The sequence below is a fragment of the Acinetobacter sp. 24-47-66 genome (assembly GCF_056779755.1).
Window position 1 is genome coordinate 233,181 of sequence record NZ_JBWYIL010000003.1, and the last position, 14,198, is coordinate 247,378.

Annotated in this window: 12 protein-coding genes; 7 read left to right on the forward strand and 5 right to left on the reverse strand. The window is 40.5% G+C overall.

What is annotated here, in order from left to right; all coding sequences use genetic code 11:
• Positions 1–7 precede the first annotated feature (7 nt).
• Positions 8–802 (forward strand): ATP-binding cassette domain-containing protein, encoded by a 795-nt coding sequence (locus AC1M84_RS05020; protein WP_481594539.1) that lies wholly within the window; start codon positions 8–10, stop codon positions 800–802.
• Between the two features lie 315 nt (positions 803–1,117).
• Positions 1,118–1,732: a TetR/AcrR family transcriptional regulator gene (locus AC1M84_RS05025; RefSeq protein WP_035264923.1), complete on the forward strand. Its 615-nt coding sequence runs from the start codon at positions 1,118–1,120 to the stop codon at positions 1,730–1,732.
• A gap of 77 nt (positions 1,733–1,809) precedes the next feature.
• Here AC1M84_RS05025 and AC1M84_RS05030 read toward each other — a convergent pair whose 3' ends face one another.
• Positions 1,810–2,379, reverse strand: a complete 570-nt coding sequence (locus AC1M84_RS05030; RefSeq protein WP_481594540.1) for a 5'-methylthioadenosine/S-adenosylhomocysteine nucleosidase family protein — start codon at positions 2,377–2,379, stop codon at positions 1,810–1,812.
• A gap of 189 nt (positions 2,380–2,568) precedes the next feature.
• Between AC1M84_RS05030 and ribF the strand changes: the two genes are divergently transcribed.
• The 5 genes from ribF (at position 2,569) to AC1M84_RS05055 (ending at position 8,151) form a co-directional block, all read left to right on the forward strand.
• The gene (ribF, locus tag AC1M84_RS05035; RefSeq protein ID WP_481594541.1) at positions 2,569–3,570 is read left to right on the forward strand and encodes a riboflavin biosynthesis protein RibF; all 1,002 of its coding nucleotides are present in this window, start codon (positions 2,569–2,571) and stop codon (positions 3,568–3,570) included.
• 61 nt (positions 3,571–3,631) lie between these two features.
• A complete protein-coding gene (gene ileS / locus AC1M84_RS05040) occupies positions 3,632–6,478 on the forward strand; it encodes an isoleucine--tRNA ligase (protein ID WP_481594542.1) in 2,847 nt (948 codons plus the stop codon).
• Positions 6,471–7,013 (forward strand): signal peptidase II, encoded by a 543-nt coding sequence (gene lspA, locus AC1M84_RS05045; RefSeq protein ID WP_035270556.1) that lies wholly within the window; start codon positions 6,471–6,473, stop codon positions 7,011–7,013. The genes ileS and lspA overlap by 8 nt, the downstream gene beginning before the upstream one ends.
• Positions 7,006–7,488, forward strand: coding sequence for an FKBP-type peptidyl-prolyl cis-trans isomerase (locus AC1M84_RS05050; RefSeq protein ID WP_035270560.1), 483 nt, complete (start codon positions 7,006–7,008; stop codon positions 7,486–7,488). The genes lspA and AC1M84_RS05050 overlap by 8 nt, the downstream gene beginning before the upstream one ends.
• 120 nt (positions 7,489–7,608) lie before the next feature.
• Positions 7,609–8,151, forward strand: coding sequence for an NADPH-dependent FMN reductase (locus AC1M84_RS05055; protein WP_481588750.1), 543 nt, complete (start codon positions 7,609–7,611; stop codon positions 8,149–8,151).
• 135 nt (positions 8,152–8,286) lie between these two features.
• Here AC1M84_RS05055 and AC1M84_RS05060 read toward each other — a convergent pair whose 3' ends face one another.
• From AC1M84_RS05060 to tssM, 4 genes are read right to left on the reverse strand one after another with little or no spacing between them, the layout of a single operon-like run.
• Positions 8,287–8,553: a PAAR domain-containing protein gene (locus AC1M84_RS05060; RefSeq protein WP_092766603.1), complete on the reverse strand. Its 267-nt coding sequence runs from the start codon at positions 8,551–8,553 to the stop codon at positions 8,287–8,289.
• Between the two features lie 23 nt (positions 8,554–8,576).
• Positions 8,577–9,335 (reverse strand): OmpA family protein, encoded by a 759-nt coding sequence (locus tag AC1M84_RS05065; protein WP_481594543.1) that lies wholly within the window; start codon positions 9,333–9,335, stop codon positions 8,577–8,579.
• Positions 9,335–10,294 (reverse strand): type VI secretion system-associated protein TagF, encoded by a 960-nt coding sequence (tagF, locus tag AC1M84_RS05070; RefSeq protein WP_092766605.1) that lies wholly within the window; start codon positions 10,292–10,294, stop codon positions 9,335–9,337. The genes AC1M84_RS05065 and tagF overlap by 1 nt, the downstream gene beginning before the upstream one ends.
• Positions 10,295–10,337: 43 nt before the next feature.
• Positions 10,338–14,177: a type VI secretion system membrane subunit TssM gene (gene tssM / locus AC1M84_RS05075; protein WP_481594544.1), complete on the reverse strand. Its 3,840-nt coding sequence runs from the start codon at positions 14,175–14,177 to the stop codon at positions 10,338–10,340.
• Between the last annotated feature and the right edge of the window lie 21 nt (positions 14,178–14,198).

Sequence of the window (14,198 nt, forward strand, 5' to 3'; positions counted from 1 at the left end):
AATGCGTATGACTGATTTAAGTATTTCAAATCTTGCTGATGAACATGTCATTCCAGATCATGCCAGATCAGCTCCACAAAAGATCGGTGCAGAAATCAATATTGAACAACTGCACAAGTTCTATGGCAAAGTTAAAGTATTAGAGGATTTAGACCTACATATAGAATCTGGTGAATTTGTTGCCATTGTAGGTCGAAGTGGCTGTGGTAAGAGTACGTTGTTACGGTTAATCGCGGATTTAGAACAACCGAGTTATGGTGAGATTAAATTTAAATCTGCACTGAACTTTCGCGAAGGTATTACCGCTGATGACATCCGCGTCATGTTCCAAGATCCTCGCCTATTGCCATGGAAAAGCATTTTAAAAAATGTGCAATTGGGATTAGATAAATCCCAGCATGATAAGGCTGAAGCATTATTGGAAAAAGTTGGCTTAAATGAAAAATCTGAACTTTGGCCTGCACAACTGTCAGGTGGACAACGTCAACGAGCAGCGCTAGCACGTGCCTTGTCTCATACACCTCGAATACTATTACTTGATGAACCTTTGGGGGCTTTAGATGCGCTTACGCGTTTAGACATGCAAAATCTGATTGAGAAACTATGGCTAGAACAAGGCTTCACCACCATCTTAGTGACACATGATGTCAGTGAAGCTGTTCAGTTAGCAGATCGTATTATTTTGCTCGATAAAGGTCATATCGCACATCAGTTCAAAGTAGATTTACCACGACCGCGACAAAAAAATGTCAAATTTGCAGAGCTTGAACAACAAGTTTTAGAAGCCGTACTTTCAACTTAAGCGATACAAAATATGACATTCTGAATTGTTGAATGAGGTAAATGGAAGTGTCTAATTTTCGTCGGAAAATTAGACACTTTTCGTACTGATAAATGGCTTTTTTTAATTAAATTAAAAGATATTCTCGATCAGCATTTCCCACATGAGTAATATGTATTTGTTTATCAAATAAATTGTACATTTGTCTTATTATTAGTTTTATCACTTAACTACACAATTATTCTTCATATTCTTTTGCAAATGCCCTAATCCTTGTGCACAAATCGCACGTTTTGCCGTACAATTTGAGGTTCCTTTTTATAATTTACTGACGAGATGGAACAAAAGAAGAGTACGCAAAAACGTCAACAGCTTTTAGCTGCTGCATTAGATGTGTTTTCTGTGTATGGTTTTAGTGGTGCAAGCTTAGATGAAATTGCACAACTCGCGGAAATGCACAAATCGAATATTTTCTATTACTATGAAAATAAAGAAGCGCTCTATGTCGAAGTGCTGACTACTGTGATGCAAAAATGGTTAGCTCCACTGCAAATGTTGGAAGCTGATTTAGAGCCTGCTGAAGCGATCACGCAATATCTCATGCAAAAGATTGAGGTTTCCCGTACTCAACATAAGGCATCAAAATTATTTGCTTTAGAAATTATCCAAGGCGCACCACATATCCTGCCAATTTTGAAAGGCCCGTTAAAAAAACTCTTCAAACGTAAATCTAAAGTCATTTCCACGTGGCAAGAGCAAGGCAAAATATCAGACAAGATCGATGCTGAGGTTTTAATTATTAACCTTTGGGGTATCACACAAAACTATGCTGATTTTAGCACCCAAACTGAAATGGTGACGGGAAAAACCTTACGGAATCGCACCATGTATCAACGTACCATCGAGCATACAGTCCATATGATGCTATACGGTATTTTACCTCGACCATAATTGGTTTATCTAAATCTCTTCGAGATTGATCTCTGGCATACGACCATAGTTTCTATGGTCGCCAAAATCTTCAAAATCTAGTGTTCCATACTCTGATATAAAGCCAATAATTTTTGAGCGCCCAACAACAAGTTCTCCTCCCAATCTAAATGTGCGGTGTCGTTTACCCCATCTGTAATGTATTTCACGGAAATCAAACGAACGCCAAGTTTCTTACATACTTTGGCGAGCGCATATCCTTCCATATCAACCAACTGACATGGCACCTTAGGTGCACCAGTTTCAAAGCTATCGCCAGTCCCACAAATGCCCTTGGGAAGATGTTGAAAATACGGCTCTAGGTTAATCGCTGCGGGAAATTCCTGATCCATCGGTGTAACACCAACTTCAAAGCCAAGCGGTGAAACATCCATATCTCGCTGTACAAATGTTGTTACTTCAACCAAGGAATGCGCATCAAAATGCGAACTTCCTGCTGTTCCTAAATTCAGCAAAGTTGTGCATCCCGTTTTTTGAATCACTTTAAAAGCTTTAAATGCTGCATTGACCTTACCAATACCACTGTAATGTACTGCAATATTTTCAGCTTCGAATAATCCTTTAGATTCGCTTGCTAAGGCCATAATTAGGGCTAGATCAGACATCACTTACTCATTAAATTTCGAATGGAATACATTAGACAAAAATATATCCCGAAATAAAAGTTTCTTTGATCTAATGACTCAAGCGTCTTGATCTAGAATAAGAAAAGTATTGAATAAAAACACAACAACAAGACGAAACTGTGAGAATATGGCAATATATAGCCCAAATTAATTTTAGTCACCATTTCGCCCATGAAGCTACTCCGTCTGAATGCTTTAGCGCCCAACTTTCAATTGCCCAAAACTGCCGTCACCATTGGCAATTTTGATGGTGTTCATTTGGGTCATCAGGCGATGGTTCAGCAATTAAAAGACATTGCACAACAACAAGATTTAAAAACTGTGGTGATGATTTTTGAGCCACAGCCTTTAGAATATTTTAAAAGTTACGATGCACCACCACGAATTAGTTCATTACGTGAAAAAGTGGAACATTTGGCTGCACTTGGTATCGACTATATTGTTGTTGCCAAATTTGATGACACTTTCCGTAATTTAAGTGCGGAAGAGTTTGCTGATATTCTAAAATACAAACTGAATACCCAAAGTCTGGTACTCGGTGAAGACCATCATTTTGGGAAAAACCGTCAAGGTAATAGCCAATTCTTGCGCGATTATGGTTTTCAAGTCACCGATTTAGATAACGTTGAACTGAATGGCGAGCGTATTAGCTCCACCTTAATACGCCAAACTTTGGCTACAGGGGACCTTAAAAAAGCTGCGGAGCTACTTGGTCGCCCGTATAGCATTACGGGTCGTGTTCAATATGGTGATCAAATCGGTCGCACTATTAACTTTCCAACTATCAATGTTCGTCTAAACCGCCATAAGCCCTGTTTGCATGGCATCTATGGTGTTGAAGTGATTTGTGAAACAGAATCGTTAAAAGACAAAGTTCGCAATGAAAATGCCGAATATCCAGGTATTGCTGGTTATGAGGCTACAGCCCTTTTCGGTGCAGGACATGTCGGCACCCGACCAGCCATCAAACAGGAACATCCAGAGTGGCGATTAGAAGTACATTTCCCTGATGTTTCTGCTAATCTGTATGGCCTGTTAATGCGGGTAACATTTTTGAACTTTGTTCATGGCGAAAAGAATTATCCTTCGCTAGAAGCACTCAAAGCTGGGATCGATGATGATGTTGAGCAACTGCTTGAGTTTCGCCGAAATAACCCCAACTTTCCTTATTAATACTCCTTAATTTTTGTAAAACGCGTCAGCTTTAGACTGATTAAATTGGAAGACAACTTGCATGAGCGATAAGCAAACTCCTGAAAATGCAGTGGACTATAAAGCCACGCTAAACCTCCCAGGTACTGACTTTGCGATGAAAGCAAATCTCGCAGTACGTGAAGCGAAATGGTTAGAAGAGTGGTATGCCGACAACATTTATCAGCAGATTCGTGCGTCGCGTATTGGCAAGAAAAAATATGTGCTTCATGACGGCCCTCCATATGCGAATGGTCAAATTCACTTAGGTCATGCGGTTAACAAAGTCTTAAAAGACATCATCATTAAAAGCCGAGTGATGGATGGTTTTGATGCACCATACGTACCGGGTTGGGACTGTCATGGTCTTCCAATTGAACTTAAAGTTGAAGAAAAAGTCGGTAAAGTCGGCGTAAAAGTAGATGCTTCTACATTCCGTAAAGCCTGCCGTGAATATGCTTACACACAAGTTGAACTGCAAAAGAAAGACTTCGTGCGTATGGGCGTGTTTGGTGATTGGGACAATCCGTACTTAACGATGAACTTCAAACAAGAAGCCGACATCGTGCGTTCATTGGGTGCTATTGCCAAAGCAGGTCATATCGAACCAGGTCTTAAGCCCGTCAACTGGTGTTTAGACTGTGGTTCCTCATTGGCTGAAGCTGAAGTTGAATACGAAGATAAAAAATCAGACGCAATTGATGTGGGTTTCAGCGTTGTTGATTTAGCTGACCTTTCTGCACGTTTGGGTGTAGACATTGCTGAACGTACCGACATCGTGATTTGGACCACAACACCTTGGACCATGCCTGCCAACCAAGCGGTTGCGCTTCATGCTGATCTCGAATATCAACTTGTGAAAGCGACTGGCGAAGACAAAGTACCTCAAAACTTCATTCTTGCGAAATCATTGGTTGAATCAGCTACTCAGCGTTATGGTTTTACTGCATTTGAAGTCTTTGCAGAATTCACTGGTGCAAAACTTGAAAACCTTGTTCTGCAACACCCACTGATCGCTGAACGCCAAGTGCCTGTAATCTTAGGTGAGCACGTGACTGACGGTAGCGGTACAGGTGCTGTACATACTGCACCAGGTCATGGTGTAGACGACTATAAAGTTGGCTTACAGTACAACTTAAAAGTTGAAAACCCAGTCGGTGGTAATGGTGTGTATCTACCAACTTCGCCACTCTTTGCAGGCGAGCACATCTACAAAGCCAATCCAAAAATTATTGAAGCATTGACTGAAGCAGGCAAACTTTGGGCACATGTTGTGATTAAACATAGCTACCCACATTGCTGGCGCCATAAAACACCTATTATCTTCCGTGCAACACCACAATGGTTCATCAGCATGGATGCCAAAGGTCTACGCCAAGGTGCATTGAACGCGATTGAAAATAATATTGAGTTCGTACCAGATTGGGGTAAAAACCGTATTCAAGCGATGATCGAAGGTCGCCCAGATTGGTGTATCTCTCGCCAACGTACTTGGGGTGTGCCAATTCCATTCTTCGTTCATAAAGATACTAACGAGTTACACCCTCGTACACCTGAATTGATCGAAGAAGTGGCTAAACTCATCGAACAAGAAGGTATTGATGGTTGGTATAACCGTGATGCACGCGAATTCATCGGTGATGATGCAGATTGCTATAACGCTGTTCGAGATACTTTAGACGTATGGTTCGATTCAGGTACAACACACTTTGCAGTCCTTCGTGAACGTGAAGAGCTACAAGACCCTGCTGATTTGTACCTTGAAGGTTCAGACCAACACCGTGGTTGGTTCCAATCTTCATTGTTGACTTCAATGGCAATCAACGAACGCGCACCGTATAAAGGCTTGTTGACACACGGCTTCGTGGTCGATGAGAAAGGCCGTAAGATGTCGAAATCGATCGGTAACGTCATCACGCCGCAAGATATCATTAAAGATATGGGTGCTGATGGCCTTCGTTTCTGGATCGCATCTGCAGACTACCGTTATGAAATGACCGCAGGTAAAGAAATTTTTAACCGTGCCTCAGACGGTTACCGTCGTATTCGTAACACATTGCGTTTCTTGTTAGCAAACTTAAATGGTTTCCAACCTACGACTGATTGCTTAGCGATTGATGATTTGATTGCACTCGATCAATACATCTTGCAACGTGCTTCAGAAGTGCAAGAAACGATTCAGAAAGCTTACGAAGATATGAACTTCCATATCGTGACAAGTGCGCTGACGAATTTCTGTATCAACGATTTAGGTGGTTTCTACCTAGACATTATCAAAGACCGTCAGTACACCACCAAAGCAGATTCTCAAGCACGCCGTTCTGCACAAACTGCGTTGTACCATTTGGTTCAAGCATTTGTACGTTGGATGGCACCTATTTTAACGTTCACCGCACAAGAAGCTTGGCCATTGATTCCCGGTCAAACTGAGAAATATGTCTTCACTGCTGAATGGTATGATATTCCGACTGCATCAAGTGCCAATGTCGTATCAGAAACTGAATGGCAAACATTGATCAATGTGAAATCGGCAGTGAATAAGTTTATCGAGGCAGCACGTGGTGCGAAAACTGTGGGTTCAAACTTGTCTGCTAAGGTTGAGCTTTGGGCGAATGATGAACTTAAAGCCGTTCTAGACAAATTAGGCGATGAACTTCGTTTCGTTCTCATTACTTCACAAGTGATGGTCAATAGTTTCGATGCAGCACAAGGTGAAGTATCTGACTTAGAAGGCTTGAATGTGAAAGTTTCTGCTGCTGACGGCGAAAAATGCGTTCGTTGCTGGCATGTTCTGCCTGATGTGAATACACATCCATCACATCCAGGACTATGTGGTCGTTGTATTATTAACCTCCCTACAGGTCAAGGCGAAGAGAGAAAATATGCCTAATCCACAAAATAATAAAAAAGGTTTATTCCAATTCTATCCCCACAATTTGTGGTGGATAGGATTGTCTATTGTTGCCATTATTTTGGATCAATGGACTAAATGGATAGCAAGTACACATCTGACTTATGCAGACCCTGTACCTGTTTTACCTTTTTTAAATTGGACATTACTACATAACTACGGCGCTGCCTTTAGTTTCTTGTCCGATGCCGGTGGATGGCAACGTTATTTCTTTACATCACTTGCAGGAATTGTCTCGGTTATTTTTGTATTTTGGATTATGCGTATGCCAAAAAACATGAAAGTATTGCCTTTAGCCATCGCACTCATCTTAGGTGGGGCGATTGGTAATCTTATTGATCGAGTAAGTTTAGGCTATGTTGTAGATTTTATTCATGTCTACTATAACAATAGCCACTTCCCTGCTTTTAACCTTGCAGATAGTGCCATTACTTTAGGTACCATCTTAATGCTGATCGATACTTTTTTCTTAGAGAAACATCGTATTCAACGTGCGGAAGCGCAAAATGACTGATTTTATTAATCCAAATGAAGATACTCGCATTGAAGCGGGTTCAAAAGTACATCTACACTTTTCAGTAGCCATTGAAAATGGTGTTGAAATTGATAATACCCGTAGTCGCGAAGAACCTGTAAGCCTCGTGATAGGTGATGGCAGCTTATTGCCTGGTTTTGAAAAAGCTTTATTTGGCTTACGCGCGGGTGACCGTCGTACAGTAAGTTTACCTGCTGAAGATGCTTTTGGCCCTTGGAACCAAGAGAACGTGCAAAAATTTGATACTGTTAAATTTGAGCAACGTCCTGCTGAAGGTCAAATGATTGAGTTTGAAGATAAAGCAAAGCAGTCATTATATGGTGTGGTTAAATCGGTTGGTGATGATATCACTGAGGTCGACTTTAACCATCCGCTTGCTGGTAAGGACATTACTTTTGAAGTTGAAATTTTCAAAGTAACACCAGCAGGTCAGCAAGGCATCAAAATTATGTAATGCCTGATTCGTACATAAAAAAGCGCCTTATGGCGCTTTTTTTTAGATACATTTTCGATCTACCTTTTTTAAAAAAAACATTTTAAAGTCAGTGTGATAACAGTTAGAAGGATAAATTTGGTGAATATTCAAATTATTGTGGGAAGCATTCGAGAAGGCCGCACAGCCATTAAAGTTGCAAATTGGGTTCAAAACACGATTTCATCATATAACTACAGCACGATTAAGACAGAAATTGTGGACTTAAAAGAATGGGATTTACCGTTTTTCGCTGGAGCAAATCCACCACTAACGGGTATATATGATCAACCTAAGCAACAAGAATGGGCTGCTCAAATCGCGAAAGGTGATGCATTTATATTTATTAGTCCTGAATATAATCATGGATACAGCCCTGCACTTAAAAATGCACTCGACTATTTAGGTAAAGAGTGGAATGGAAAACCTGCTGCTTATGTCAGTTATGGCGGTAGTAATGGCTCTCGCTCTATCGATCAAATCCGTCAAGTTGCTACGCAATTAGGTTTAGTCGACTCAAATGCCGTGGTTGAGATTCGCGATATTTTTGCACGCAATCGCAATGAAACATTCGAAGGCAATGAATTCGATGACAAAGCGCTTAAATCTGCGTTTGATAAAATTGTGCAATATGTAAGTGCGTAATAATCATCTTCAGATCATCAGTAGGTGCGCGATTACAAATACCGAAGACACTTTGATCGAGATAAAATTATAGTTGAAAAAGTGAACCCTCTAAAATTAGAGGGTTCTTTTTAGATACAGATCCCAATGAATTAACTAATTTTGTCCAACCGTTAAACTTTGATTCCCTATACATTTGCATCCACATGCCAAAGGTGAATTATGCTGTGCGGCGGGTTTTCCCATAATAACCATTTTGCTGTCACCCGCAACAATTGTCGTCACCGTTTTATGTTTAGGACAGGTGGCCTTATCCCCTACACAAGCAACTGGCTTACCTTCGATTAAGAAAGAACTATTTGCTGAAATAACCTGCCCACCACCAGTTGTTGGAGAGCCAATCGTAATATAAGGGAAAGCCATACACTTGTTCCTTTTATAATATTTTATTGAACTTCAAACTCGATTCTTCGATTTTTCTTACGCCCCTCTTCCGTTGCATTGTCTGCAACAGGTTCATCAGCACCCATACCCGCTGTACTTAATCGTGAAGGTGAAATATTCTTGGCAATCAAATATTGTTTTACTGCATCCGCACGTTGCAAGCTCAATTCTTTGTTTTTCTGTGGATTACCTTGACTGTCAGTATGTCCGATGATTTTGACATTTTTGCCTTGAACTTTGTTTAGCGCAACCACCATTTCGTCTAAAATTTGTGTGCCTGCTGGTAAAAGTGTGGCACTTCCAGAAGCAAATTCAATAATTCGATTTTTTAAAGCATTATCAATGATGGCTTGTTCTGCATGATTCACAGATAACTGTGCATTAAAGCGATAAGGTGCCACAACTAAATTTTGAAATGTATTTTGAGTCGGTACGATATCATTTTGATTGAGGACTTTACCTGTGAGCTCAACTTGTGTTCCTCTTACACTCATTTTTCCTTGAGAAACTTTTTTAAGATCAGGTGTAATGACTTGTGTCACGGAATCACTCCATCCATTGGGTGCAGTGACAGGACGAACCTGAATTTTATCGATAATTTGGTCTTGGCTATAGACCACTTTCATTTTATTCAATATGGCCTGTTTGCTCATCTCGTTAGGAACAACTCCCTCAACGATAATTTCTTTCGCAAACGATATAACACTTATACTCAATATCGAACTAAGCAATGAAATCTTTAATAAGGTTTTCTTCATCATTATTCTTCTATAAAAGTCTGTCGGAATAATTTCATTCCTTGATTTAAACTCAACTGTCGTTCGCACAAAGATTGCTCGAGTGCAGCAAGACCTGCATTTTGCTCCAAATAGCGATCAATCCACTGTGCTTGTACCAATGAAACCCAATGTTCAGAGCTTAAGTTCTGATTGAAAATATCACTTAATGCTTCAATATCTGCGCCCTGAAAGCCAAATAATAAAACTGGACGTTCTGAATGAAGAATACCAATTAACACTTCGGTATTATGTTTTGGCAAAAATCTTGCGATTAAACTAACCCAGAATGCTGCGATTTCATAACAAAAACTAGGGTTGTGAATTGGTAAAATTAACACCTTATTCAGTTTACTCGTTCCATTTTTTAATACAGGTTGGAGTAAAAGACCTAGTCCAATCATGCTTTGTGCAAGCTCATAGACCGATATTTTCATCATTTGTGCAAATGAATGCATGGTGTGATTTTCAAAAAAAGCGGTTGATTCAGTTACATCAAGAACTTGAATTTCTTTTTTGAGCTGAGCCAGTTTTTCGATTAAATCATCAGCATCTCGAATTTGACGAATCACACGGTTTCTTTGAAATAAGTCAATCAAAACTGGCTTATAGCTATAAGGTGCATAGAGCAAATTTTGGTAGGGTGCATCCACTTCCAATAAGTGACTCAACACCATAGGAAACTGACGACCTGAGCTGTCTTGGCTGGTCACTAAGTTTGCAACCAAGAACATGTTTTCACGCGGATTGGCAATAAAGAAATCTAATGATGCCAAACTTTGATAATTTTGATCGAAATTTGGATTTCTCATTGCCATTTCAAGCGCTTCAGTAATCCACTGATCAATCACTTGAATCAGAGAATACTGTCCTTTGGTTTTCAGAAAATCGCCACGAGCAGGACTCTTACCATAGTACAAAGGCGTTGTTTTCACACTGTACATATCGCCTCCTACTGATGATCCATCATAAGTTGTACTCCATACATCATGGCTGTGCTCCTTGTGTTGCATTTTGCAATGCCGTATTCGTTGAATTCTCAGCTTGAGGTGCTGGTGTTGGTGCCTTTTGAGCAGATACCACACGTGCTGTCGCCTTGTTGGTCGTCACCTTATCAACCAATTGCAAACCGTTTAAATCACGATTAGAGCCAACGCCTGTTCCACCTTGACCTGAATTCCCACTGATCAAACGGAAGTTTACTTTTACCGCTAATGATGGTTGTTGAGCACTTGCCCAAGTCATTTCGATGACACCATTTTGATCCCGACGTTGTGAAGAGTCGATCAAACGATTGATCCCGTATTCACCTGGTGCATCAAAAATCGTATGCGTTTTCCCTTCGAGATCGACTGCAGTAATACGCGCTCCAGGAATAGCACCAGTATTCGGCCAAACAAAGTTCACCCACTGTTGGATACCATTTTCAAAGACCATACGTTGACCATCAATATCAATTGTATAAGACAGCAACTGTGGATTAGACAATGGATAGAATTGGAAGTTGGACTGATTGGTCGCAGCAGGCGCAGAACCTTGTGACAAAGTACCTGTAGCTACACCGTTAAGTGGTGAAACATAGCGTTGGAAACTCATCACAAATTGTGGATTCAAGATAATGCCTTGGTCTTTCCACGTTTTAGAAGTCAGTGTGTAGCCACGACGAATCACAAATGGATCGAGCGTTTCTTTAACAAAATTGGCAATACTACCGCCCTCACCGAAGATTTGACCGATTTCACTACTCGTCGCTTGGATTGAAGCCGAGGTATTGAATGGAACCTTTTGGCTCAGAGTCTGATTAAACGGTTGATAAGCTTGCATCACCCATAATTTATTAATCTCATCTTGTGCTGGCGTGATTAAGCTTGCAAAGGATTGTGTCAGTGGACTCACCAAAAGCTTTTGAATGAGCTTATTGTCAATATCATTCAGACCGACCGTCAGTTTTTCATCGACAAGTTTTTGCGTAGTATTAAATACTGAGGTTTGTTCATTGATGGTTTGTTTTACCAAAGCCATCGCATTTGGGCCAATATCCCCTGCATTTCGGAGATCATTAAACTTACTGCGTACCTGTGCGAGATTTTCTAAATACTCATCAAGTAATGATTTATTTTGCTGATCATCACGTTTACGAACCAACTGATAAAAAACGTTAAATTCTTTTGAGATAGCACCTTGGGCGCGCTCAGCTGCACGTTGAATTTCATTGGTATTATCTTGACGAAGAACCTTACGTTTAAACCAAGCGATAAATCCTGTTTGTGGAGCAGCCAATTCCGCTTGAACCACAGGGTTATCCCAATTGGTTTCTTTCGCTGTATGCTCAATGAGCAAACGTATCGGGGAGTTTTGAGGCTCACCCAATAAATCTATTGTTTTATGTTGCTGGGCAAAATCAGGTTGTTTTGCATAATAAATTCCATTCAAGAATTTACGCCACTCTGCGATATATTCTTTCTTATAGAGTTCAGTCAGCTGCTTACGAATTTGATCTGGACTACCACTAAAGGTGAGGTCATCTGATTGATTGCTGTTCAACACCCAGTCACGACTGTCTGTCGGACTATTCGCAGCTTCATCAATGGCTTGATCGATATATTCGTTCCATGCCTTATATGTAAATACCCCAGGAAGAGCATAAGAACCTAATACGGCACTACGATTGTTCTCACCTACAATTTGAGCTGCTGTCACTGCTGGATATCGTACGGCAGCACGCATTTTGATCTCATTATAAACTCGATCACGTGCTGGCATCCCCTTCATCACCGCCAACAATACTTGTCGGCTTTGATCAACCAATTGCGCATCCGCTGACAACTGTGGGAATTTTGGATCATTCGCCAATGTCATGGTATAGGTCAGCACCTGCTCCGCTTTTTGGATCATTTCACCACGTGGCATTTGTCCACGATTGGCATCTAACCATGAACGCCAAAAGCGCGTAACCTGATCACTCAGATGACTTGCTTCCATATATTTTGAATTGCTCATCATCAAATAAGCTTTCAATGCGTTGTAAGCATCTTGCGGATTCGAATCAGAAGGTTCCAAAGCATTTTGTGCAGGTTTAGCCGATACTTGCTGAATTTCAACATTAACGTGATTTTCTTTTAGTGTCGCTTCATTATTTTTGACACGTTGCAAGAAATGGTCAATATTTTGTTGAGACGGTTCTAAAACAATTTGTCGCACACCATTTAAATATTCGGTTTTAAGTTTTTCCCGCAGATCATTGCCTTGATACAAACCAAAGCCAAACTTTAATGGACGATCTTCTTCAAATTGATCTAACTGTTCTAAACGCTGTTGTAAAATTAGTAACGAGTCGAGCTGTGTCGCCAAATGCTGACCTGATGCCTGCTCCATTTGCATCACTTTATTCAGATCGGCTTGAACATCTGCGATCAACTGTTGGTTGTTACGGTAAGACCACACCCACAGGCCTAAAATTACAGATACCCCAAGTAAAGCTGCAATAAAACTCAAATAACGTTGGCGCTTTTTCGCTGGGTTAATATGTTGCTTCACCAAGTTTTTATCTTTCAGAATGACATCTGAAAATAATCCCTTTAAGAAATACCCATGATTCTGTGATACAGAATTTAGTGGAATACCATGTTCGCTGTTCGGAATTTTCTGAAGTCTAAATTCTTGAGCAATTTGCTCCGTCATTGGACTCTCGATCGTTCCTTCTTGTAAGGCACTGGTGAAGTAAAAACCACGGAATACAGGTTTGAACTGATACGGGTTTTCCTCAAATAGTGTTCCTATAAAAGTTTTGAGTGCTGGCTTTAAAGTCTTAAACTCAAGCGGAAAAGTCATCACACTTGGTGAGATATTCTGTGCATGACGGCGACTTAAATGAGTCGTACTTACGCTTTTCAATCCATCATACAAAATATTGTAATGATGCTCGAATAGATCAACAGCATTTTCAGATGAATCTGGATTATAAGGCAGCGTTGCTCCCCAAACTTGGTCAAATTCATCCTGATCATAACAATCAAAAAACTCAGTGAATCCTGCGATCAAATCCATTTTAGAAAACACCAAATACACAGGTGCAAAGATTTCTAAACGTTCCGTCAAATCTTGTATACGTGCTCTCAAGTTTTTAGCGAGTTTCAACGATTTTTCAGGACTTTGACTAACTAACTCGGCAATACTGACGGTGACAATCAGTCCATTAATCGGCGCTTTAGATCTATTTTTTTTGAGCAAGTTCAAAAAACCAATCCACTCAGAGTGATCTTCTGCATAGACTGAGTAACGACCAGCAGTATCCAACAACACCCCTTCTGTTGAGAAAAACCAGTCGCAATTACGTGTTCCACTCAAACCTGAAGACACTGCATTTTTATGCGTTTCTTCGAATGGGAACTTTAAGCCCGAGTTATAAATGGCAGAACTCTTACCGGCAGCAGGGTTACCAATGACCATATACCAAGGCAACTCATATAGCGCTGCATTCCCTTTTTTATCACCCAGCTTTGACTTACGAATGAGCTGAATTGAATCCTTCATCTGTTGATGAACCAATTGCAGTTCATCTTTATCCTTCTGCTTACCATACTCAGCTTGGGTATCTTTTTCGATTGCTTCCGCCAATTCTTCCCCTTGTTTCTCATGGCGTTTGCGTTGAATGAACCAATAGATTCCATAACCGATTAGACCCAGTACATAAGCTACCGCAAGCGGCCAGAAATACTGTCTAGGTATCGTGTGATAGGCAGACACTAAGGCAACAAACAATGACAATGCAATGATTGCCTTTGGGTTTGAAACGTACTGCCATACATAGCCTAATATCGTGTGCATTGTATTCTCATTTTTTCGTAA